This is a genomic window from Pseudothioclava alba (assembly GCF_033100795.1).
Lineage (GTDB): Bacteria > Pseudomonadota > Alphaproteobacteria > Rhodobacterales > Rhodobacteraceae > Pseudothioclava.
In genome coordinates this window covers 1-21854 of record NZ_JAWLVI010000011.1, presented here as the reverse complement: position 1 = coordinate 21854, position 21854 = coordinate 1, and the positions used below count along the sequence as shown (strand labels likewise).

The following is a 21854-nucleotide window of genomic DNA, read 5'->3' as shown; positions in this document are numbered from 1 at the left end:
ATGGAACTTTGGGGCGGGCTGCCGAAACGGCCCGCTCCGGCGTTCCCCCGAGGGGGTGCTGACCAATGTCTAAACGCGATTATTATGATGTTCTGGGTGTCTCAAAGGGCGCTTCGGCCGAAGAGCTGAAAAAGGCTTATCGGTCCAAGGCCAAAGAGCTGCACCCCGACCGGAACAAAGACAACCCGGACGCGGAAAACCAGTTCAAAGAGGTGAACGAGGCTTACGACGTCCTGAAGGATGCCGAGAAAAAGGCAGCCTATGACCGCTACGGCCATGCGGCCTTTGATGGCGGCATGGGCGGCGGTCCGCGTGGCGGTGGCTACGGCGGGCAGGGCGATTTCTCGTCGGCCTTCTCGGATGTGTTCGAAGACCTCTTTGGCGATTTCATGGGGGGCCGCGGTGGCGGTGCCCGTTCGCGCGCGCAACGCGGGGCCGACCTGCGCTACAACATGCGCGTGACGCTGGAAGAGGCATTCAAGGGCACGCAGAAATCGATCACCGTTCCCGGCTCGCAATCGTGCTCGGCCTGCAATGGCACGGGCGCCGAGGGCGGAGCCGAGCCGCAAACCTGCCCGACCTGTTCCGGCATGGGCAAGGTGCGCGCGCAAAACGGCTTCTTCACGGTCGAGCGAACCTGCCCGACCTGCGCGGGCCAAGGTCAGGTGGTCAAGAACCCCTGCCGCAGCTGCCACGGCGCAGGCCGCGTCGAGAACGAGCGCCAGCTTTCGGTCAAAATTCCGCCGGGCGTCGAAACCGGAACCCGCATTCGCCACGCCGGCGAGGGCGAGGCCGGATTGCGCGGCGGGCCTTCGGGCGACCTTTACATCTTCATCGAGGTCAAAGAGCACCCGATCTTCCAGCGCGACGGGATCAACCTTTTCTGCCGCGTGCCGGTGTCGATGGCCGCCGCTGCCCTTGGCGGCGAGGTCGAGGTGCCGACAATCGACGGCGGACGGTCGCGGGTAAAAATCCCTGTCGGAAGCCAGTCCGGCCGCCAAATGCGCCTGCGCGGCAAGGGGATGCCTGCGCTTCGCGGCGGCGGCATCGGAGACATGGTGATCGAATTGGCGGTGGAAACCCCCGTGAACCTCACCTCGCGTCAGAAAGAAATCCTGCGCGAATTCGAAAAGATCGAGGCCGAAAACAACCCCGTTGGCGCCAACTTCTTCAAGAAGGTCAAAACGTTCTGGGATGGTATGAAGAACTGAAAAAGCGCCTGAAGGTCCAGACCACCAATTTGCCGGCTCGCATCCCCACCGACAGGGTCATCCTGCCGCCTGCCGAAAATCGGCTCCGCTGCGCAATTTGGTGAAGTCGCCTCAGGGCCGAAAGTGAATGATTGTTAACGTTCTATCTTGGCGCGCAGCGCCAAGATAGGCGTTTTTCGACAAACTCTGGAAACCCTGACCCCCGCGTTGATCCGCCAGATCTACGGCATCGAAATCCCGGGCCTTCGTCATCAGATCGTAGCTGTCACCGGCCAACTTCCGCACCTGATCAAGAAACCAGCCTGCAAGCTCGGTGCTATGCGCAAGCGCTGAACCGCCGATGCCGGTCTCGGACTGGGCGAACCGCCATCGCATTCTGCCACCGACCTCGGCGGAACCGGGCAGCTGGCGCACCGACCGCACATCCATTCGGTTTCGGGGGCGTCAGGTGCCGACCACTTATCACGCAGATAGGCTTTGAAGAGCGCCATCTCGTCTGCTGTCAGCAGTTCAGGGCTGCAAAACGCCACCAACCGTCGACCGAGCTGACGCAGCCGAGTATCCGCAGAAACAACCCACGTAGGATCGAGGCTCACCGCCACCAAAACGTGTGACCAGCTCATAGGGCCGAAAGCTTTCAAGCTTTGCCTGTACGTGTGCCTTAATCGGCGCAATGGCAGCAGCCAGAGACCGTGATCACGGACAGCGGCAAGGGCGCTCTGGACAGGCTCGCGACGATCAGCGCCGCACGCGCGGGGTCGGTTTCGACAATGGTGATCGAGAGGGGTTGGGGCATGTCATCAGCAAGCGAACGGGCGCGGGCCGAAGTAAAGATAGGCCGCGTGTCGGCTCGCCATCAAATCGCATTTACCCGAAAAACAGGCAAAACGGGCGGTGATTGCGCAAGTTTTAAATCAAGCGGAGGCGCCGCTCAGCTCGGATCGGCGCTGGTCAGCAGGTCACGGATGCGGGCGCGCGAAAAGATGCGGAACGGGGCAGGTTCCTCCGGTTCCGGCACAATGGGTGGTGCCTCGGGCGAGAGAATTTCGTCGGGGGGCAGTTCGGGCAGGGTGATCGTCAGGATCTGCTTGCGGTTGTTCCGGATGATCCCGAATTCCTTGGCGTCGCCCCAGACTGAGAGAAACACGCGCTCGTGTCCATTGCCCGACAGGCAGGCCGGCATCAGGTTGACGATGCGCACGCGCAGGCGAACACCGCGCTGAAGGGCGGGGCGCAGGATGTCCGAGGCCGAGGGACCGAGCGTTCCCAGCAGCGTCTCGGTTTCGCGCCGCGCCAGAAACCGTCCCGCTCCGATCTTGGCCAGGACATTGATGCCCCCCGTGGCGTCGGGTTCAAGGCGTAGGGGGGTGTCCATTTTGAGGGGGCTGGCCGGGATGCGCTGGCCCGAGCGCAGGACTTCGGCCTGATGGATAATGGGCTGCATGGAAACCTCAGAGCGCCGAATTCGGGACGAGCACGTTGCGCAAGGCACGGGCGAGGCCCGCAACGGGGCCGTTGCGGGTGATCTGGCCGATCAGGAAAACAGGAAGAGCCAAAAAATATGCGGGCGCGGCGGTGAATTTGACCACGATTGCCACAACTCCCCGCGCCAGCCCGTTCGAACGCAGGGCGATCATCGCGCTTGCCGTTGCCATCGCCAGCCCGAGGGCAATGCCGGTGATTTGCAGGCCGATGACCGAAGGCGTGCCAAGATAGGCGCGGAGCGCCTCGGGGGCCGCCGGAGCCAGCATGGCGATCAGCGCAAAGACCGAAAGCGGCAGCGCTGCGATCATGGCGGTCAGGACAAGGTCGGCAATGCCCGCAAAAAGGCGGATCTGCCCTGCGCGGGACAAAGCCCCACCGATGGCCGCGGCGCATATAATCGCTGCGAGCCAGAGTAGGCTATGTGTGGAAAATCCCTGCGACAACATCTGTCCGGCTCCTGGTTAACCGCGACATGCTACAGGCGATTGCAGGGCGCGGGCTATGCACGGGATACTTTTGACGGGTCGCCCCATACCGATGCGCCTCTGATAGAGTGCTGATTTGGTTCGGTATTTGCGAAAATGGGGGCGGATCCCTTTCCTTTCGGGCGCCCTCTGCTAGCTGTGCGGAAACAGGAGGGTGGGATGACAGGCTATAGAAAAGACCCGCAAGCGATCGCGCGGCTGACGCCCGAGCAGTTCCGCGTCACGCAGCAAAGCGGGACAGAGCGGCCCTATACCGGCGAATATCTGGGTAACAAGCGGCGCGGAATTTACGTCGATGTGGTCTCGGGGGAGCCGCTGTTCGCCTCCTCGGAGAAATACGAATCCGGCTGCGGATGGCCCTCGTTCACGCGGCCCCTGGTCGAAAGAAATATCCGCGAGTTGACAGACACAAGCCACGGTATGACCCGCGTCGAGGTCAGATCGGAGCACGGTGACAGCCATCTGGGCCATGTCTTCCCTGATGGCCCGCGCGAGGCTGGCGGCTTGCGCTATTGTATCAACTCAGCGGCGTTGCGCTTTGTGCCGATCGAAGAGATGGAGGACGAAGGCTATGGCGATCTGATCGACGCGGTGGGCTAGGCCTTTTCCTTCACCTTTGCCTGTGCGAAGGTCCGCCCGATACCGCGAACAGGAGGGGCATATGCGCAAGATCGGGCTTGGCCGGACAGGGCTGGAGGTTTCGGAGATTTGTCTCGGGTCGATGACCTGGGGGACGCAGAATTCCGAGAGCGAAGGTCACGCGCAGATTGATCTGGCCCTCGATCGCGGGGTCGATTTCATCGACACGGCCGAGATGTATCCGGTCAACCCCGTGCGGCTGGAAACGGCGGGGCGGACCGAGGAAATCATCGGAAGCTGGCTGGCAAAAACCGGACGGCGGCAGGATGTGACGCTTGCGACCAAAATCACCGGCGCGGGGTCGAACGCGGTCAAAGGTGGGCCTGCAATCACGCCTGAACGCGTGCGCGATGCGGTGGAGGGCTCGCTCAGGCGCCTTCAGACGGATTATATCGACCTCTATCAACTGCACTGGCCGAACCGTGGCTCGTATCATTTCCGGCAGGTCTGGCGGTTCAACCCGTCAAAGCAGGATACCGCTGCGGCGCTCGCGAATATGCAAGAGGTTCTGGCCACGCTGGACGAGCTGGTGAAAGCGGGGAAAATCCGCCATGTCGGGTTGTCGAACGAAACGGCTTGGGGCGTGTCGCAATGGGTGCGTCTGGCCGAGGCTGGTTTTGGTCCGCGCATGGCGACGATCCAGAATGAATATTCGCTGATGTGCCGCTATTTCGATGCCGACCTGGCCGAAACCTGCCATCACGAGGACGTCACGCTCTTGGCCTATTCGCCTCTGGCTGCGGGGATACTGAGCGGCAAATATTCAGGCGATGTGACGCCCGATCATTCGCGCCGCGCACTGGTGGCCGATTTGGGCGGGCGTGCCTCTGCGCGGGCTTTCGATGTGGCCGATGTCTATGTGGGGATCGCGCGCGAGGCGGGGCTGGACCCTGTGACGATGGCGGTGCGCTGGACGATGGAGCGCCCCGTGCCGACCATTCCGATTATTGGGGCGGTGTCGTGCAAACAGCTTGCGGCCTCGCTGGATGCCGCGAATATGGAGCTGTCCAAAGAGGTGAGCGGCAGGATCGAGGCCGCACATCGTAACTGGCCTATGCCGTTCTAAGGGGGCGCGATGCGCGGTATTCTGATAGCCTTGGCACTGTTTTTGGCCGCGTGTCAGCCCGATGCGCCCAAACCGAAAACGCTTGAGCCGGTCGGCGAGGCGCGGCTCGAACTGGAACGGGTGGCCTGCAAGGAAAACGGCGGTCGCTGGGTCATGGGCGGGTTCCGCGCTGTGTGTGAGCGCACCCCGAAGGATGCGAATAAATCATGCAGCAAGGAAAGCGATTGCGAGGGCGTCTGCCTTGCCCGTTCGCGCACCTGCGCGCCGGTGGTGCCGCTTTTGGGCTGTAACGAAGTGCTGACCGATTACGGGATGGTGGCGACATTATGCGTCGATTGAGCTTTGCGCTGATGCTGGTGCTTGCGGGCTGCGTGGGGTCTGCGCCTGAAAGCTTGCTGCACGAACAGGGCCGGATGTCATCGGCTGCTTTGTTTGAACCCGCGCGCTTCGGTGGGGAGTGGCGCGTCGTGCAAAGCGGCGTCGCGGGCTGCGCGAGGGCGCGGCAGAACTGGGCCTTTGACGGGCAGGGCGGCTATCGCCTTTCGGGCGTGGATTGTGCGGGCGCTGCGCCTCGGGCGCTGTCCGGTCAGATGCGCGTGACGGGGCCGGGGGGGCGTATGGCGGCAAGCGGTGAGGCCTATCGCAGACTGCCGGTCTGGGTGCTTTGGGTCGATCAGGATTACCGCATGGCGGCGCTTGGCACGCCGGATGGCAGCTTTGGCGTGGTGCTGGCGCGCGAAGGGGCAACCTCGCGCGATGATCTGATCCGCGCAGCCCGCGAGGTGCTGGATTTCAACGGCTACGACTTGCGAAAGATCGGACGATGAGCGCGGGCCTCTTGTGGGCTGCGCTGGTCCTTGTGGCCTCGGCGCTGCAAACGATGCGCTTTGTGCTGCAAAAGGTGCTGGCGGGGAGCGGGCTTTCGACCGGAGGCGCCACGTTTTCGCGGTTCCTGTTTGGTGCGCCGATTGCGAGCGCGGCGGCGATTGCCCTGCTGGCGGGCACGGGAGAGACGCTGCCCGATTTCTCGCCGCGGTTCTGGGGCTTTGTCCTTGCAGGCGGTGCGGGGCAAGTCTTCGCGACCTTCCTGACGGTCAAGCTGTTCCAGATGCGCAATTTCGCGGTGGGGGTGGCCTTCACCAAGACCGAGACGCTGCAAGTTGCGGTGTTTTCGGCGCTTATTCTGGGCGAGGCGGTGTCGACCCTTGGCTGGCTTGGGATTGTCATCGGCTTTGCCGGTGTGCTGCTGATGTCGCGCCCTCCCGAAGGCGGGCGGCTGCTGGGGGGCAGCGCGTGGCTTGGCGTTCTGGCGGGCGCCGGCTTTGCAGTGGCCGCCATCGGCTATCGCGGGGCCACGGTCGAGCTGGAGCCGTTGCCCTTTGTCCTGCGCGCGATGGTGGCGCTGGCGGCCGCGACGTGCTCGCAGACGCTTGGGATGGGGCTCTATCTGCGCGTCTTTGAGCGCGGAGAACTGACCCGCGTGGTGCGCGCCTGGCGGCGCACGATCTGGGTGGGGGTAACAGGCGTTGGCGGCTCGGCGGGCTGGTTTTGCGCCTTTGCGCTGCAAAACGCGGCCTATGTGCGCGCGTTTGGTCAGGTCGAGATGGTGTTCACGCTGATCGCCTCGGTCCTGTTTTTCAACGAACGCCTGCACCGGCGCGAGGGGTTCGGCATCGCGCTGGTGGTTGGCTCGTTGATTGTTCTGGTTCTGGGAAGCGCCTAGGCGATCCGCCGGAAGGTTGCCCGCTCGCCCGCGTTGTCAAAGAAGGGCAGGCTGTCGGGCAGGGCGATATGTTCGCCCGAGGCGTGCAGGATTGCCTGCACTTCGGCCAGCACGACCTCGGTGATAAAGGGCAGGTTCAGGCGGCGCGCCTCGGAGATCGGCACCCAGTGCAGATGCGAAAGCTCGTCACAGGCGCGCGAGAAATCCTCGGGGTCGCCGGTGATCTCGGCTGCATCCGCCAGAAAGAACCGCGCGTCAAACCGGCGCGGACGGCCGCGCGGAGTGATCGCGCGGAACATGAAATGCAAGGGCGCCGCCGAGGGGCGAAAGCCGAAGGCCGCCATCCCTTGCCAGTCTTCGGGCACGGGGCCGGGCCAGACGCCCTCTTGCCCGAACAGAAGGCCGGTTTCTTCCCAGAGCTCGCGCACCGCCGCAGCCGCAAGCGCCGGACCGATGCCCTCGGGCGCTTCGGCGGCAAGGCGGCGCGCGCAGGTATCAGACAGGGGGGCCGCCAGCGGGATCGACCAGTCGCCCTTGTCCAGCGCGCCACCCGGAAACACATATTTCGACGGCATAAAGGCCGCACCCGCGCCGCGCTGACCCATCAGGACGCTGGGGCCGTTCGGGTTGTCGCGCCGCACAAGGATCAGGCTGGAGGCATCGCGCAACTGGGTCTTGTCGATCACAGGTTCAGTCATGCGCGATTTCCCCTGCGCCGAACCCGTGCATCCGGCGCGACCATTGGATAGCGACGATCATCCCCTTGAAGCGCGGCAGCAAAAACAGCGAGAGCGCGACGCAGCCGATCCCGAACATGGTGATCATCGTCATCGGCGAGGGTTCATAGGCGAAATAGGTCGCCATCAGCGCAGGCGCCAGAATGTGCCCGACGACGAGGATCGTCATATAGGCAGGGCCGTCATCGGCGCGGTGATGGTGGAATTCCTCTCCGCAGGCGGGGCAGGCATCGCGCACGCGGGCGTAGTTTTCCAACAGCCGGCCTTTGCCGCAATTCGGGCAGCGGCACATCAGGCCACGGCGGATCGAGCGGCCAAAGGGGCGGTCATCTTCGTCTGTGTAGTCGGTTGTCGTCATGGGTCTCCCTCTCCCTCGGGCGCAGTTAGACATTGAACAGGGGGTTTGGAAAGGGGCGGCCACAGGTTTTCACGGATGCGTGTGTCGCGACGGAAGCGCGCGGCCCCCTCGTATCTAGGGGTATGAACGGTCGGGAAACCGGCGGGAACCAAGATCCAAGAGGAGATCGGGATATGAAACTGACGAGCAAAACCCTTGTGCTGGCGGTGCTGATGGCGGGAACCACGGTAGGTGCGGCAGCCCCCGTTTTCGCGCAGGACCAGCAGCCCGTGCAGATGCAGGCACGCGATGGCAGTGGTATGGGCAATGGCCCGATGATGGGTGCGCAGGGCGTGCCGATGGTTGGCGGGCCGGGTGCTTTCGGGATGATGGCTGGGCAGAATGATATGTTTGCCCGCTTTGATGCGGATGGTAACGGCTCGGTCACGGCCGAGGAATTTGCCGCCTCGCGCAAGGCTGCGGTCGAGGGGCTTGATGCGAATGGCGACGGGAAACTCAGCGCGGATGAGCTGCTGGCCAAAGAGGTCAAGGATTTCGAGGCGCGGGCCAAGGCGCGTGTGACCGCGCGGATCGCGGCGCAGGATGTTGATGGTGACGGGCTGTTGTCGGCGGCCGAGCTTGCGACCCATGCTGCGCCGCAGGCGCTGTTTGACCGGCTGGACGCCAATAACGACGGCGCTATCAGTGCCGACGAGGCCAATGCGATGCGCCAGATGATGCAACGCGGTGGCGCACGCGGGCAAATGGGCGGGCGCGGTCACGATCACGGTGGGCGCGGCGGTATGCAGGGCAAGGGCTTTGGCGGCCATCATGATGGCCAATGGGGCCAGCGCGGCGGTCCGCAGGGGCGCATGATGCAGGGCCAGCAGATGGACAACGGCTGGATGCCCTTCTTCCAGCGCAACGCCCCGCAAGGGAACTGACCACGGGCGGGCGGTCCGGCGTGATACGGGCCGCCCGCGACCTCGGGCCGAATTGCGCACGGCCTGATTTCGCGCTAGCCAAGGGGCAAGATGAGCATGGCATTCGACGCGTTATCGGAAGTCTCGGACGAGGCGCTTCTGGTTCTCTATGGCAATGGAGACCCGGCGGCGGCGCGTGCGCTGACGGTGCGGTTCGCGCCTTTGGCCTATCGGGTTGCCTACCGGATGCTGACGGACGGGGCCGAGGCCGAGGATGTCGCGCAAGAGGCGATGCTTCGGCTATGGAAAATTGCCCCCGAGTGGCGCAACGGCGAGGCGAAGGTCTCGACCTGGCTTTATCGGGTGGTGACGAACCTTGCGACCGACCGGCTGCGCAAGAGGCGCGGTGTCGGGCTGGACGAGGCGCCCGAGATCGAGGACGGCAAAGCCTCGGTGCTGGAGGTGATGATTGCCGAGGATCGTGCGGCGGTGCTGCAAAAGGCGCTCGATCTTCTGCCCGACCGGCAACGGCAGGCGATTATTTTGCGCCATATCGAAGGATTATCGAATCCGCAGATCGCAGAAGCGATGGAAATTGGCGTCGAGGCCGTAGAAAGTTTAACGGCGCGTGGAAAGCGGGGGCTGGCAAAGCTCTTGGCGGACCAGCGGGAAGAATTGGGGTTTGGCGATGACTGAGCACAGCAAAGAGAAAAACTTCGGGCTGGACGCCTTTTTCGATGCGGCCCGCAACCAGCCGCCGATGCCCTCTGGCGATTTCATGGCGCGGATACTGGCCGATGCCGAAGGGGTGCAGGCGGGCTTCGGGACCACGCCGGTAAAAACCGAGGCTCCGGGGCTATGGGCCTCGCTCTCGGCGTTGTTTGGCGGGATCGTCGGGGTCGGTGGCATGGCGACGGCAGCTCTGGCGGGCGTCTGGATCGGTTTCGCCGGTGTCGGCGGGATCGACGCCTATTGGCCAGGCGCGGCGTCCGAGGCCACCATCGCTTCGGTTGATCTGATGCCTGCGGGCACATTTCTGAGCGCCGCTCTGGAGGGGAATTGATATGGCCGGAACCACGCAAACACCAACCAAACTGCGCGGCTGGGTGCGCGCTTTGCTGATCGGGTCGGTGACGCTCAACCTGATCGTGGCGGGGGTCGTTGTCGGCGGTATCCTGCGCCATGACGGGCATCCGCCACGGATCGGCGAGGTGAGCTTTGGCGATATGAGCTACGCGCTGGACCGGGCAGACCGCGATGCGCTGCGCGGGATGGCCGAGCGGCGGGGCGCGAGCTTTCGTGATTTTCGTGCGCAGGACCGTGCCGACCGCGAGGCGTTGATCGCACTGCTACAGGCCGAGCCGTTCGACGCGGACGCCTATGACCGGCTGATGGCGCAGCAACACGCGCGCATGTCTGAGCGGATTTCGATGGGCGCGGGAATGATGCGTGAGCGGATCATGCAGATGGATGCGCCCGCCCGTCGCGCCTTTGCCGAGCGTTTGCGCGAAGGGTCGCGCCGGTTCGGGCCGGAAGGCCGCACGGGTGGCGCGCCGACAAACCGGAATTAAGATACGAGCGCCGATCGCCGGGGCAGATACCCACTCCGGCGATGCCCGTGCTTTATCGGGTTGTAGAGCTGCACCTGATTGCGACCATGCGCTTTCGACCCGAGCAATGCCTGATCTGCCGCGTCGATCAGAACTTCGACCGGAGGCTGGGCGCCGCCGGTGCCGCCCATCGCGAGACCTATCGAAACAGTAACCGGAATCGAGCCACCGTTTGACAGCCGGAACGGGGTTTCTTCGATCAGGCGGCACAGGCGTTGGGCGGCGTGTTGTGCCTCTTCGAGGGTGGTGTCGGGCATGGCGACAAGGAACTCCTCGCCCCCCATTCGCGCGATCATGTCCATCCCGCGAAGATTCGCCCCCAACCGTTCGGCCACGCCGACCAGCACGTCATCGCCAGCCGCATGGCCCCAGCGGTCGTTGATGGATTTGAAACGGTCCAGATCCAGCGCCATGATCGCGAAGGAACGCCCCGAGATTTCGGCGTTTTCGGCTATCCGCTCAAGCTGCGGAATGGCGTAGCGGCGATTAAACAGCCCAGTCAGCGGATCGGTCGCGGCAAGGCGCAGCCCGTCGGTCACAAGGGCGCGCTGGCGATCCTGTTTGCGCTTGCGTTCGATCTGCGCCTGCAGGCGGATCGCTGCTTCCTGCGCCGCCTCGATCGAGTTGAGCGACAGCGGCAACAGGTCGCTCGCGCCCAGATCAAGTGCGACGGCAGATGTGTCGCGCGCCCCCTGCTCGACCGCGATGCAGATCGCCGCATGGCGTGAGGGGTGACGCGAGCGCAGTTCGGACATCAGGCGCAGCCCGTCACCGGTGGCGCCCAGATTGGCGGAAATCACATAGGCGTCCGGCGGCGGTTCCGAGGCTGCCACCGCCAGAACCGCGTCGCGGTCGATCATCTGGATGCGATTGCCCGGCAGATGTGCCTTGAGCGTCGTGCGCCATGTGATGCCGGTTTCCGGCCTGTCAGGGATCAGCACGATACGCGCGGGAGAGATATTGGCGGGTGCCGCCTCTTCGAAGCCGAGGTCGTGGCAGGCGGTCTCGCGCTGGCGCAACTCTTCGTCGGTTTCGCGCGCCCGCAAGAGCGAGCGCATCCGTGCCAGCAGAACCAGCTCGTCGACCGGCTTGTTCAGAAAATCGGACGCCCCAGCACGCAGGGCTGCAATCCGCAAGCCGGAACGCGACGCGGATGTCAGCACGATAATCGCGATATCTGCGGTTGCCGGATTGTTTTTGATCCGCCGGCAGAGTTCGATCCCGTCCATATCGGGCAGGTTGATGTCAAGCAGGACAAGTTGCGGGTGCGAATCTGCGATCCGCGCCAGCGCCTCGGCTGCGGTGCCCGCCTGCACCGTATCGTAACGCGCCCCGCGCAGCTTGGCGCGCAACACGATGCGATTGGTCGCAACGTCATCCACTATGAGGACTTTCCCTGACATCTTTAGACGCAAACTCCCTAAGGCACCTTTAACTCTGGCTCATTTATGCGACATAAGAGGTTAACAAAGTCTTTCCAGACTTCGGGGGAGCTAATGGATCGGCAAGATATTGCACAGACCCGCGCCTTGCAGGCTCTTGGCTGGCTGGCCGCACAGGATGGCTTGCTCGACGCGTTCCTGAATAACAGCGGTGCAAGCCTTGAGGATGTGCGCCGGAATGCAGGAGATCCGGCATTTCTGGCGGGGGTGCTGGACTTCGTTCTGATGCAGGACGACTGGGTGCTGTCGTGCGCCGAAGCATTGTCCTGCCCGCCGCAGACGCTGGTCGAGGATCGCGCGGTTCTGGGTGGCGGCGATCAGATGCACTGGACCTGACCGATGGATTTGCAGGCAATTCTATTCGATAAGGACGGCACGCTTTTCGGTTTTGACGAAAGCTGGGGCGCGTGGGCCGGTCAACAGCTTGATCGCCTGAGCAAGGGCGATCAGGGGTTGGCGCGCCGGATCGGAGCGGGGATCGGCTATGATCTTGATGAAAACCGTTTTCATCCGACCTCGCCGGTGATTGCGGGAACCGTGGACGAGGCGACCGGTCTGATGTTGCCCTTCCTGCCCGATTACACCCACGCAGCCTTGCGCGACGAGCTGGATGCGGCAGCGGCGGACATCGAGATGATTGCGGCAGTGGATCTGGACGCGTGCCTGGGGCAGTTGCGTGCCCGGGGCTATGCGCTTGGCGTTGCGACGAATGACTCAGAGCTTTCGGCGCGGGCGCATCTTAAGGGGGCAGGCGTGATAGACGCTTTCAGCTTTATCGCGGGCTATGACAGCGGATATGGCGCCAAGCCCGCGCCGGGGCAACTGCTGGCCTTCGCGCGCGCGGTAAGGGTGAGGCCCGAAGCCTGTGCGATGGTCGGGGACAGTCTGCACGATCTGCGGGCCGCGCGGGCGGCGGGAATGGTTGCCGTTGGCGTGCTGACGGGACCGGCGACCGAGACCGAGTTGCGCGCCCATGCGGATGTTGTGCTGCCGACCATCGACGGGCTGGCCGATTGGCTGGAGCAGCGCGCGCGCTTGTGAACTCTTGCTTGTTCAAAGGCTTGCCTCGGGCGTAAGCTGGCGCAAACGGGAGGGCAAGATGAACCGTTCGCATTGGCTGCATCTGATTTTCGGCATTCTGACGGGCTTGGGACTATGGGCGATCGCCGCGAATGATCTGACCCTGCTGCCTGCTGCGGTCCNTGACCCTGCTGCCTGCTGCGGTCCAGCCCGCTTTGCTGGTATTCTGGGGGGCTTTGGGGGGCGTTGCTCTGGCGCTGCTGGGAGAGTTCGGGCCGGCACGCGCGCTCAAGGGGGCGGTTGTGATTGCGGCTATGGCAAGCGGGCTGATTTATTGGGCCGGGCTGGAGTTCGGCGCGCCTTCCCGCGTCATGGATGCCGAGGCGAATTTCCTTGCATTATTGGTGGTTTGCACGATGCCGGTGCCGTTTATGATGTCGCTTATGCGGTTCGGCTCGGCGGGATTGCATGACTACCCCGACCTCTTTGTCGATGCGTGGAACCTTGTGGTGCGGTTCGCTGCAGCGGGGCTGTTTGCAGGGATCGCGCTTGGGGTGCTGTTCATTCTGGGGCGGTTGCTCGAGGTCGTCAGCTTGTCGTTTCTCTCGGATCTATTGCGCCACGAGCCGGTTGTCGCTGCGGTCTATGGCGGAGCCTTCGGGCTTGGGCTGGCGGTGGTCTACGATTTCGCCGAGATGATCTCGCCGGTTCTGGTGTTGCGCCTGCTGCGCCTTCTGGTGCTGCCGGTGGTCGTGGTGGTCGCCGTCTTCGTGGCGGCGGCGCTGATGCGCTCAATGGATCAGGTGTTTCTCGGGTTCTCGACCGGGGGCGTGCTGATAGCGACAGGGCTTGGTGTGCTCGCGCTTGTGTCGATCGCGCTTGATCAGGATGACCATCACGCGGTGCAGGGGCGTCTAATGCAAGGTGCAGTGAAGGCGCTGGCGCTGTTCCTGCCGATCCTGGGCGGGTTGGCGGTTTACGCTTTTGTCCTGCGCGTCGCGCAATATGGCTGGACGCCCGTGCGCGTAGCGGGGAGCGTCGGGGCCGCGGCTGTTCTGATCTATGGGCTGGCCTATGCTTGGGCGGTGCTGCGCGGTGGTGGCTGGATGGAGCGTATCCGGCAATCCAATATATTGATCGCGCTGGCGATTATATTTGTCTCGGTGCTCTGGCTGACGCCGCTGGTGTCGCCCGAGCAGATCGCCGTGCGCTCGCAGATCGCGCGGTTCGAGGCGGGGAAAGTGGCGGTAAACGATCTGCCGCTTGCCGAGATGAAATTCGATTGGGGCCGTGCGGGCGATGCAGGGATAGCCGACCTGCGGCGGGTGGAAAATCTTGATCTGGCGGTGCGGCTTATCACGCTGGACAGCGCGCGAAACCGCTGGGATTTTGCCTCGGTCGAGCGAATAAAAGCAAAGACTGTGGGGCCGCGTCCGGACGGCTGGAAATCGTCACTGGAGGTTTATCCAAAAGAGGCCGTGCTGGAGCCGGCATTGCTGGATCAGATGTGGGGGTTCTTGCCGCCGGACCGGCAGCTAATGGAGCAGTGTCGGCAGGGGGAAACGGGCGTTTGCCTGATTTTCGTGGCCGATTTCCTTACCGATGTGGCTGGGAGTGAGGCGCTGTTCTTCATGGATTCAGCCTACTCGTTGCGTGATGTTGGCGCTCTTTATGCGCGATCCGAAGAGGGGGGCTGGACGCAACAGAGCGGTGCAATTTTTGCTTTGTCTCAGAGGGCGAATGAACTGGCTCGGGCCTTGCGCGCGGGAGAGGTTTCCGTCGTGTCGCTGGATGTGCAGGCGATTTCCTATCGGGACGAGATATTACCACTGTTCGAGCCGCGTCTGTCGGGCACCCCTGAAAACTAGGTGTTTGATCCCACGGTCTGATGGTGCGATCCTTTCGTTGGACTGGAAGGACGCACTATGGCGTAATTCGTCATGACAGCGCCACGACCACGCACGCTGTCATGGCAGTAATACAGTGATCGCGGCGCTGAGCGGAGAGCTCGCGATCAATCCCAAGACGGTAGCGAAGGGGAGCAAACGACAGACTGTCGAAGACCGGAATTGAGGGTCAGAACTTTCGGCCACCGAGCAAATGCTCAGATGATGATACTGCGGGTTCCTCGCGGCTCAATTGTCGCACCGCCTCCAGCAGCGCTTCGACCGCCTGCTCGGCAACGGCAAGCTTGATAGCAACCATCAGATCCTCTCGCCCCGCCATGGCCAAGAACGTGAAGAGCACCTCGTCGGAGTGGCGCGCCAGCGCGACAAGGTGCGCCCCGCTCGGACCGTAGGTGCCCGAGAGCCAGTTCTTCACCGTCTTCTCGTTTGCCCCCGTCCAGGCGGCCACGGTCTTCACGCCGGCTCGGCTATCTCCAAGCGATCGTTTTAAGGCCGCCGCGATTTCTTCAACAAAACCGCCATTCGCGGGCTGCCCTGCTTCTCCATTATATCGGCTTTCTCGTGGAAAGAACTTGCCCTTTTTCGGAAACGACATTCCACACTCCTTCGCTTTACATGGACACGAAGAATTCAACCGTTGATTCCGACGGGAGCGATGAATTTGCGTAGAATAATGAGGGGATACGAATGTGAGTGGTCGATGGGCGGCACATTTCAACAAGAACGACGAGCCGCCTGAGAAGGATGTGCCAGCCGTCGCCTATGTGCGAATGTCGACCGATCACCAGAAGTACTCCACCGAGAACCAACTCGATGTCATTCGCAGCTATGCCACCGCCCGAGGCTTGCAGATCCTGCGCGTTTTTGAGGACACAGGTCGGTCCGGGTTGCGGCTCGACGGCCGCGAGGCACTGCAAAACCTGATGGCAGAGGTTCACTCCGGTCATGCCGACTTCAAGGCGATCCTTGTCTATGACGTCAGTCGTTGGGGGCGGTTTCAGGATGCAGACGAAGGTGCCTATCACGAGCATGTCTGCTCCCGCGCAGGGATCCGGGTCCACTATTGCGGTGAGCAGTTCGAAAATGACGGCAGCATCGGCTCCAACCTTCTGAAGACCGTCAAACGCGTGATGGCCGGCGAATACAGCAGAGAGTTATCGGTCAAGGTCTTTGCCGGGCAATGTCGCCTCGTGGAACTGGGCTACCGTCAGGGTGGCGCTGCCGGCTACGGGCTGCGGCGCGTGTTGATCGACGAGCACGGTAACCCGAAAGGCGAGTTGTCGCGCGGCGAGCAGAAGAGCCTCCAAACCGACCGCGTCATTTTGGTGCCCGGCCCCGAGGACGAACAACGCGTTGTCCAGCGTATGTATGAGATGTTCGCCAACGAGGAGCGGCCGGAACGCGAGATCGCAGAGATCCTGAACGCCGAAGGTCACCGCACCGATCTCGACAGACCATGGACACGGGCGACAGTCCATCAGGTGCTGACCAGCGAAAAATACATCGGAAACAACGTCTTCAACAAGGTGTCGTTCAAGCTAAAGCAGCGCCGTGTTGTGAATCCGCGGGATATGTGGATCCGGTCCGAGGGCGCCTATCCAGCCATTGTAGCCAAGGCACTGTTCCTGCGCACGCGGGAAATCGTTGATGCCCGGAGCCGCCATTTCTCGGACGAGGAGCTGCTTGATGCCCTGCGGGCGATCCTGAAACGGCAGGGCACCCTGTCGGGCCTGATCATCGACGAAGAGAACGATCTGCCCTCGTCCAGCGCCTATCGCAACCGCTTTGGCAGCCTGCTGCGCGCTTATCGCCTCATCGGCTATGAACCGGAGAGGGACTACCGCTACATCGAGATCAACAAGGCGCTGCGCGCGGCCCACCCCCGGATCGTTGAGGAAATCGCGGCGGGCGTGGCTGCCCAAGGTGGTGAAGTGGTGCTGGACCCCGACACGCAACTGCTGCGCGTGAACGGCGAATTCACGGTGTCGGTTGTTCTGGCCCGCTGCCAGGCAACCGAAGCAGGCTCATTGCGCTGGCATATTCGGCTCGACACCGGCCTCGTGCCGGACATCACGATTGCCCTGCGGATGAACGAAAACAATGACACGCCGCGCGATTTCTACCTGCTTCCCAGCATCGACATGACCGACGCGCGGTTGAAGATGGCCGAACAGAACGGCCTTTGGCTCGATGCCTATCGAGCGGAAACGCTTGACGATTTCTACGCGCTGGCCGGGCGGGAAAAGGTGACGGAAGCTGCATGATGGCAAAGGAACAAGAAGACGATCACCCGACAGAAGTCACCTTGATCCCGACAGACCGTATTCGGGTTCTCAACCCGCGGGTCCGAAACCCCAGGGCGTTTGCGGACATGGTGGAAAACATCGCCAAGATCGGTCTGAAGCGCCCAATCACCGTGACCCGTCGCGTCGGCACAGATCCGCAGGAGTATGATCTCGTCTGCGGCCAAGGTCGGCTCGAGGCCTTCATCGAGCTGCAGCAGAAAGCCATCCCGGCCATTGTCATCGAGGCCGATGAGGCCGACTGCCTTGTCATGAGCCTCGTCGAGAATTGCGCGCGTCGCCAGCATCGGCCGATTGATCTGATGCGAGAGATCGGCACGCTCCGCGAACGTGGCTACTCTGACCGCCAGATTGGCGACAAGATCGGCGTCTCTCATGACTATGTCGGCATGATTGCTGGCCTCTTGGAGCGCGGCGAAGAGCGGCTGGTCACGGCCGTCGAGACCGGGCTGCTCCCCCTGAACCTCGCCATCGACATATCGAAGACCAATGCCGAAGGCGCGCAGCGTGCGCTGATGGACGCCTACACGCAGAAGAAACTGCGCGGGAAGAAACTCGCGGCCGCCCGGCGCCTGATCGAACAGCGTGAGGCACGCGGGAAAAAGATGCCCCCGAAAGCATACGGGCGCGATGGCCGTAATCGGAGGCCGCTGACGAGCGAGGCACTGGTGCGGGCCTACCAGAAGGAAGCGGACCGCCAGAAGCTTCTGATCAAGAAAGCGGAACTGACGCAGGGGCGGTTGCTGTTCATCTGCCAGGCATTCCGAACCCTCCTTGAGGACGACCATTTCGTGACGCTGCTGCCCGCGGAAGGTCTGGAGACCATACCCGGCTATTTGCAGGGTTCCCTCCCCGAGGGAGCCGCGCCATGACCAAGAAGATTCAGCTCGGCTTCGAAAACGACTGTGTGACGATTCCGGTCGCTGACATCCTGCCGGTCAGGGTTCTGAGCAAGTCAATCAAGTCCAGCCGGAAATACACCCAGATCACAGCGTCGATCCGCGAGATCGGTTTGGTCGAGCCACCGGTTGTTGTGCGAAACGGGGATGCCAGCGGCTGCTGGCTGCTGCTCGACGGACATGTCCGGATCGAAGTGCTAAAGGATCTGGGGCAGGAACAGGTCGAATGCCTCGTGTCCACCGACGACGAGGCCTTCACCTACAACAAGCGTATCAGCCGCATCGCGCCTATTCAGGAGCACCGGATGATCCTGAAAGCGATCGAGCGCGGTGTCTCCGAGGAAAAGATCGCGGCGGCGCTGGACCTTAACCCGCGCAGCATCCAGCGCAAGGTCAAGCTGCTCGACGGCATTTGCCCGGAAGCCGTGGCGACCCTGAAGGACAAGGCCTGCGCCGCGGCCGTGTTCACTACGCTGCGCAAGATGATCCCCTTGCGCCAGATCGAAGCCGCCGAGCTCATGGTGAACGCCAACAACTACTCCGTGGCTTACATCTCGGCGATCCTCGCAGGGACGCCGCAGGCGCAACTGGTCGAGGCGAACAAGCCAAAACGCATCAAGGGCGTCACACCGCAGGCGGTCGCCCGTATGGAGAAGGAGCTTGCCCGGCTTCAGGAGGGGATCACCCGGATCCAAGACACCTACGGCCAGGACCACCTTCAGCTTACGGTGCTGCGCGGCTACGTCGCCAAGCTCCTCGGGAACGCGCGCGTGGTTCGGTATCTGATGCAGACGCGCCCTGAGTTCCTGTCCGAGTTTCAGACCCTTGCCGAGATGGACGCGGTCATACCGGTCGACGCTGAATAACCAGCGGGCCGAACCAATGGGGGCCCGGACCCGAGTCAGGCGCGGGGACCGCAGGAGGCGCCGGACGGAGGGTCGGATCAATCGCGGCAGTGGGGATGGCGGCGAACCCGTCGGGGTCCACCAGTTTGGCTGAGGTTTCGCCGGCCGCGTGGTAGTTCAAACTGCTGCGATTTTCGCAGCCGTTCTGAGCAAGGGGATACTCAGCACGCCTGCATTCTTGAATTTATTCAAACCCATAGAAGAGCGGTCTTTCCCGCCTTGCGTGCATTTTCGATTGCCCGCGCAAAAGCGCTCTGCTCACATCGCCAAACCCCACTTTCTTGAACCGGGCGCAAGCCGCTACCTCGCCCAACTTGCGATCCGTGGCTGACGGCGATCCTCAATCGCGAAGACGCCTGGATAGCCAACCTTCCGTCTTTTGCCTCAGCTCCGACGCCAGTGCGTGGTGTGAACCCGGAAACGCTCCGCTCTGTCGTCGGCACCATTCGTCGCGCCCAAGAGATCGAGGTGAAATATCACTCCCTGTCGAAACCGGAACCACGCTGGCGATGGATCGCACCCCACGCCATAGCCTTCGACGGCTTCCGCTGGCACAGGCGCTCTTTTGCCTGACGGATGAAAACGTCAAAGACTTCCTGCTCTCTCGAATTCCAGAAATCCGCGGATCGCGCGACAGTCAAGCATCTGCTGCGGACGACAGTGACTGTGACCTGCCACTGAGCTTTCAGCCATTGGCGAGAGCACCCCCCGCAGGCCGCGCGAGGGCGCCCTGTGGACCGACATTCCCGGGATTGACCCGCGTCACGGCATCCAGAGTTGGCAGTGTCGGAGCTAGCTGATCCGGTTGACGCCCGAGACAATCGCCTGAAGCGATGCGATCACGATATTTGCATTCAGCCCGACGCCCCAGAGGGAGCCGTCTGCGTGCGAGATATGCATGTAGCACACGGCGACAGAGTTCGACCCGCGCGAGACGGAGTGCTCCGAGTAATTCTCGACCGAGAACTCGACCCCAAGATATCGCGACAGCGCATCGACAAACCCGTCAATCGGGCCAGAGCCGGTGCCGGTGATCGTCACTTCCTTGCCGTTATCAAGGATCTTCGCCTCGACCACGCGCAGTCCTTGCGTCTTGGTGTCGGGCAGGGTGACATGCGAGACGAAGGAAATCCGCCCCGTCGGCTGATCGACATATTGCTTGAGGAACTGCTCGTGGATCGCCTGCGCGGACAGCTCGGTCCCTTCGGCGTCGGTGATCTGCTGGATCTTGCGCGAGAATTCCACCTGCAATTCGCGCGGCAGGTTCAGCCCGTAATCCTGCTGCAGAACATAGGCGATCCCGCCCTTGCCCGATTGCGAGTTGATGCGGATGATCGCCTCGTAAGAGCGGCCCACATCCTCGGGGTCGATCGGCAGATAAGGCACTTCCCATTGCGGCTTGTTCGCCTTCTGGCGCGCCTTCATCCCCTTGTTGATCGCGTCCTGATGCGAGCCGGAGAAGGCGGTATAGACCAGCTCGCCCACATAGGGGTGACGCTCGGGGATGGTCATCTGGTTCGAATATTCGAAGACATCCTTCATCCGGTTCACATCGCTGCAATCCAGAAGCGGGTCCACGCCCTGCGTCATCATGTTCAGCGCCAGTGTGACCACATCGACGTTGCCCGTGCGCTCGCCATTGCCAAAGAGCGTGCCCTCAACCCGGTCCGCGCCCGCCATCAGGCCAAGCTCGGTCGCGGCAATCGCGGTGCCGCGGTCGTTATGCGGGTGCAGCGACAGGATGATCGAGTCGCGCCGGTCCAGATTGCGCGACATCCATTCGATCGCGTCCGCGTAAAGGTTCGGCGTCGACATCTCGACCGTCGCGGGCAGGTTCAGGATCAGCTTGTTCTCGGGGGTCGGCTGGATGATCTCGGTCACAGCGTTGCAGATTTCCAGCGCAACGCCCAGTTCGGTGCCGGTAAAGCTCTCGGGGGAATACTGGAAGCGATAGCCGCCGCCCGCTTTCGCCGCCATATCGGCAATCATCTTGGCCGCATCGGTGGCGATTTGCTTGATCCCCGCCACGTCTTTCTCGAACACGACGCGGCGCTGCAACTCACTGGTAGAGTTATAGAAATGCACGATCGGCTGATGCGCGCCCTCAAGCGATTCAAAGGTGCGGGTGATCAGCTCGGGGCGGCACTGGACCAGCACCTGCAAGCTGACATCGGCAGGCACGTCGCCCTGTTCGATGACCCAGCGGGTAAAGTCGAAATCCGTCTGCGAGGCCGAGGGGAAACCCACCTCAATATCGCTGAACCCCATGTCCAGCAGCAGCCGGAACATGCGCTCTTTGCGGTCCTGACCCATCGGATTGACCAGCGCCTGATTGCCATCGCGCAAATCGACCGAGCACCAGATCGGCGGCGTCGTGATCCGCTTTGACGGCCAGCTCCGGTCCGCCAGATCAAGGATCGCGAAAGGCTCGTATTTGGAAGCCGCCAACATGTGTTTTTGCGTGAACTCAGACGTCATTTTTCTCTCCGGATGGCCGGTGCGCAGTTTACTGCCAAAGCAATTCTATGTCCCTTTTATGGGCTGAACCTGCAAGCATCTAGGGCCAAATTATACCCTGATGGCATCCATTTAAAGAAATTCCGGTCCCCTGCCAGAGGTGTCGGATAAAAGCGGGGTTGGTTTGTAAAGCCGTAAGCCTGCGCGGAAGGCCGTCTGGCTGCTGTTGGCGAAGGTTTATCGAGTGTCCTTATGGACGCACACGAGGACACCCCCCGCATTCAGGTATTGTCGGTCATTGATACCGGCCGTCGCCGCCGCTGGACGGATGACGAGAAGCTTCGGATTGTTGAGGAAAGCTATGGCGACGGCGTAACGTTGGCCGAAGTGGCGCGCCGCCATAGTGTTTCGCGGTCCCAGCTTTACGATTGGCGCTATCGGCATAAGCATGGGCTGCTTGGTTCTGCCCCGTAGTTTTCGCGCGTTCTCCCGCTCGAGGATGCGTCTGGCGGCTCCGATGACGCACCTGCATCGACCGCGCCAGTATTGACGATTGATATTGACTGGCGCAATCCACGCTGGATGCAAAGGCCTGAAACGGCTGGGTAATATGCATTGAAGCACCTGTTTTTATGGGTAATTATTGGCGTTTGTGGTGAATGGTTTCCATGTCAGACACTGCTTCTGAAATTGCCAGATTGCGTG

At 62.4% G+C, this 21854-nt stretch carries 26 protein-coding genes; 17 read left to right on the top strand and 9 right to left on the bottom strand.

All coding sequences use genetic code 11. The annotated features are described in order from the left end of the window. The first annotated feature begins 65 nt into the window (after window positions 1-65). Window positions 66-1211 carry a molecular chaperone DnaJ gene (gene dnaJ, locus RYZ20_RS15300; protein WP_317675018.1) on the top strand — a complete coding sequence of 382 codons (1146 nt, stop codon included), beginning with the start codon at window positions 66-68 and terminating at the stop codon, window positions 1209-1211. Window positions 1212-1322: 111 nt separating this feature from the next. Here the strand turns inward: dnaJ and RYZ20_RS15295 are convergent, their stop codons facing one another. From RYZ20_RS15295 to RYZ20_RS15280, 4 genes are all read right to left on the bottom strand, one after another. After that, window positions 1323-1640 carry a hypothetical protein gene (locus tag RYZ20_RS15295; protein WP_317675016.1) on the bottom strand — a complete coding sequence of 106 codons (318 nt, stop codon included), beginning with the start codon at window positions 1638-1640 and terminating at the stop codon, window positions 1323-1325. 232 nt (window positions 1641-1872) lie between these two features. Next, the gene (locus RYZ20_RS15290) at window positions 1873-2007 is read right to left on the bottom strand and encodes a hypothetical protein (protein WP_317675014.1); all 135 of its coding nucleotides are present in this window, start codon (window positions 2005-2007) and stop codon (window positions 1873-1875) included. Window positions 2008-2142: 135 nt separating this feature from the next. Beyond that, entirely contained in the window at window positions 2143-2655 is a 513-nt protein-coding gene (locus RYZ20_RS15285; protein ID WP_317675012.1) for a hypothetical protein, read from the bottom strand. A gap of 7 nt (window positions 2656-2662) precedes the next feature. Beyond that, window positions 2663-3004: a hypothetical protein gene (locus tag RYZ20_RS15280; RefSeq protein WP_317675010.1), complete on the bottom strand. Its 342-nt coding sequence runs from the start codon at window positions 3002-3004 to the stop codon at window positions 2663-2665. Window positions 3005-3340: 336 nt separating this feature from the next. On the opposite strand from RYZ20_RS15280, the gene msrB reads away from it, so the two are divergent. The 5 genes from msrB to RYZ20_RS15255 all read left to right on the top strand — a co-directional run bounded on the left by msrB (window position 3341) and on the right by RYZ20_RS15255 (window position 6609). Further along, window positions 3341-3781 (top strand): peptide-methionine (R)-S-oxide reductase MsrB, encoded by a 441-nt coding sequence (gene msrB / locus RYZ20_RS15275; protein ID WP_317675008.1) that lies wholly within the window; start codon window positions 3341-3343, stop codon window positions 3779-3781. Window positions 3782-3842: 61 nt separating this feature from the next. Continuing rightward, window positions 3843-4886 (top strand): aldo/keto reductase, encoded by a 1044-nt coding sequence (locus RYZ20_RS15270; protein ID WP_317675006.1) that lies wholly within the window; start codon window positions 3843-3845, stop codon window positions 4884-4886. 9 nt (window positions 4887-4895) lie between these two features. Then, a complete protein-coding gene (locus tag RYZ20_RS15265) occupies window positions 4896-5225 on the top strand; it encodes a hypothetical protein (RefSeq protein WP_317675004.1) in 330 nt (109 codons plus the stop codon). After that, complete coding sequence (locus tag RYZ20_RS15260) at window positions 5213-5713, top strand: lipocalin (protein WP_317675002.1); 501 nt, start codon at window positions 5213-5215, stop codon at window positions 5711-5713. Before RYZ20_RS15265 ends, RYZ20_RS15260 begins: the two co-directional genes overlap by 13 nt. Beyond that, window positions 5710-6609, top strand: a complete 900-nt coding sequence (locus RYZ20_RS15255) for a DMT family transporter (RefSeq protein WP_317675000.1) — start codon at window positions 5710-5712, stop codon at window positions 6607-6609. The genes RYZ20_RS15260 and RYZ20_RS15255 overlap by 4 nt, the downstream gene beginning before the upstream one ends. On the opposite strand, the gene RYZ20_RS15250 is transcribed toward RYZ20_RS15255, so the two are convergent. Together RYZ20_RS15250 and RYZ20_RS15245 are read right to left on the bottom strand one after the other, a co-directional pair. After that, a complete protein-coding gene (locus tag RYZ20_RS15250) occupies window positions 6606-7307 on the bottom strand; it encodes an NUDIX hydrolase (RefSeq protein ID WP_317674998.1) in 702 nt (233 codons plus the stop codon). The genes RYZ20_RS15255 and RYZ20_RS15250 overlap by 4 nt on opposite strands. Next, complete coding sequence (locus RYZ20_RS15245) at window positions 7300-7704, bottom strand: DUF983 domain-containing protein (protein ID WP_317674996.1); 405 nt, start codon at window positions 7702-7704, stop codon at window positions 7300-7302. The genes RYZ20_RS15250 and RYZ20_RS15245 overlap by 8 nt, the downstream gene beginning before the upstream one ends. A gap of 173 nt (window positions 7705-7877) precedes the next feature. On the opposite strand from RYZ20_RS15245, the gene RYZ20_RS15240 reads away from it, so the two are divergent. The 4 genes from RYZ20_RS15240 to RYZ20_RS15225 all read left to right on the top strand — a co-directional run bounded on the left by RYZ20_RS15240 (window position 7878) and on the right by RYZ20_RS15225 (window position 10177). Then, on the top strand, window positions 7878-8627 hold the full coding sequence (locus RYZ20_RS15240; protein ID WP_317674994.1) for an EF-hand domain-containing protein: 750 nt from the start codon (window positions 7878-7880) through the stop codon (window positions 8625-8627). Between the two features lie 90 nt (window positions 8628-8717). Then, a complete protein-coding gene (locus tag RYZ20_RS15235; RefSeq protein ID WP_317674992.1) occupies window positions 8718-9302 on the top strand; it encodes an RNA polymerase sigma factor in 585 nt (194 codons plus the stop codon). Beyond that, window positions 9295-9669, top strand: a complete 375-nt coding sequence (locus tag RYZ20_RS15230) for a dihydroorotate dehydrogenase (protein ID WP_317674990.1) — start codon at window positions 9295-9297, stop codon at window positions 9667-9669. Before RYZ20_RS15235 ends, RYZ20_RS15230 begins: the two co-directional genes overlap by 8 nt. Window position 9670: 1 nt before the next feature. After that, window positions 9671-10177 carry a periplasmic heavy metal sensor gene (locus RYZ20_RS15225; RefSeq protein ID WP_317674988.1) on the top strand — a complete coding sequence of 169 codons (507 nt, stop codon included), beginning with the start codon at window positions 9671-9673 and terminating at the stop codon, window positions 10175-10177. Here RYZ20_RS15225 and RYZ20_RS15220 read toward each other — a convergent pair. Then, complete coding sequence (locus tag RYZ20_RS15220) at window positions 10174-11598, bottom strand: diguanylate cyclase (RefSeq protein ID WP_317674986.1); 1425 nt, start codon at window positions 11596-11598, stop codon at window positions 10174-10176. The two genes, RYZ20_RS15225 and RYZ20_RS15220, sit on opposite strands and share 4 nt — an antisense overlap. Window positions 11599-11712: 114 nt before the next feature. On the opposite strand from RYZ20_RS15220, the gene RYZ20_RS15215 reads away from it, so the two are divergent. The 3 genes from RYZ20_RS15215 to RYZ20_RS15205 all read left to right on the top strand — a co-directional run bounded on the left by RYZ20_RS15215 (window position 11713) and on the right by RYZ20_RS15205 (window position 14546). Further along, window positions 11713-11994, top strand: a complete 282-nt coding sequence (locus RYZ20_RS15215; RefSeq protein ID WP_317674984.1) for a DUF3572 domain-containing protein — start codon at window positions 11713-11715, stop codon at window positions 11992-11994. 3 nt (window positions 11995-11997) lie between these two features. After that, window positions 11998-12699: an HAD family hydrolase gene (locus RYZ20_RS15210; protein ID WP_317674982.1), complete on the top strand. Its 702-nt coding sequence runs from the start codon at window positions 11998-12000 to the stop codon at window positions 12697-12699. Window positions 12700-12893: 194 nt separating this feature from the next. Further along, complete coding sequence (locus tag RYZ20_RS15205; protein ID WP_317674980.1) at window positions 12894-14546, top strand: DUF4153 domain-containing protein; 1653 nt, start codon at window positions 12894-12896, stop codon at window positions 14544-14546. A gap of 208 nt (window positions 14547-14754) precedes the next feature. On the opposite strand, the gene RYZ20_RS15200 is transcribed toward RYZ20_RS15205, so the two are convergent. After that, window positions 14755-15180, bottom strand: coding sequence for a hypothetical protein (locus RYZ20_RS15200; RefSeq protein ID WP_317674978.1), 426 nt, complete (start codon window positions 15178-15180; stop codon window positions 14755-14757). A 94-nt stretch (window positions 15181-15274) separates the two neighbouring features. Here RYZ20_RS15200 and RYZ20_RS15195 point away from each other — a divergent pair, with 94 nt between their 5' ends. From RYZ20_RS15195 to RYZ20_RS15185, 3 genes are read left to right on the top strand one after another with little or no spacing between them, the layout of a single operon-like run. Continuing rightward, complete coding sequence (locus tag RYZ20_RS15195; RefSeq protein ID WP_317674976.1) at window positions 15275-16849, top strand: recombinase family protein; 1575 nt, start codon at window positions 15275-15277, stop codon at window positions 16847-16849. Further along, a complete protein-coding gene (locus tag RYZ20_RS15190) occupies window positions 16846-17760 on the top strand; it encodes a plasmid partitioning protein RepB C-terminal domain-containing protein (protein ID WP_317674974.1) in 915 nt (304 codons plus the stop codon). The genes RYZ20_RS15195 and RYZ20_RS15190 overlap by 4 nt, the downstream gene beginning before the upstream one ends. Further along, window positions 17757-18653 (top strand): plasmid partitioning protein RepB C-terminal domain-containing protein, encoded by an 897-nt coding sequence (locus RYZ20_RS15185; RefSeq protein ID WP_317674972.1) that lies wholly within the window; start codon window positions 17757-17759, stop codon window positions 18651-18653. The genes RYZ20_RS15190 and RYZ20_RS15185 overlap by 4 nt, the downstream gene beginning before the upstream one ends. 831 nt (window positions 18654-19484) lie before the next feature. On the opposite strand, the gene leuA is transcribed toward RYZ20_RS15185, so the two are convergent. Further along, window positions 19485-21170, bottom strand: coding sequence for a 2-isopropylmalate synthase (leuA, locus tag RYZ20_RS15180; RefSeq protein ID WP_317674970.1), 1686 nt, complete (start codon window positions 21168-21170; stop codon window positions 19485-19487). Window positions 21171-21401: 231 nt separating this feature from the next. On the opposite strand from leuA, the gene RYZ20_RS15175 reads away from it, so the two are divergent. Next, window positions 21402-21623 (top strand): transposase, encoded by a 222-nt coding sequence (locus tag RYZ20_RS15175; protein WP_317674968.1) that lies wholly within the window; start codon window positions 21402-21404, stop codon window positions 21621-21623. Window positions 21624-21854 lie beyond the last annotated feature (231 nt).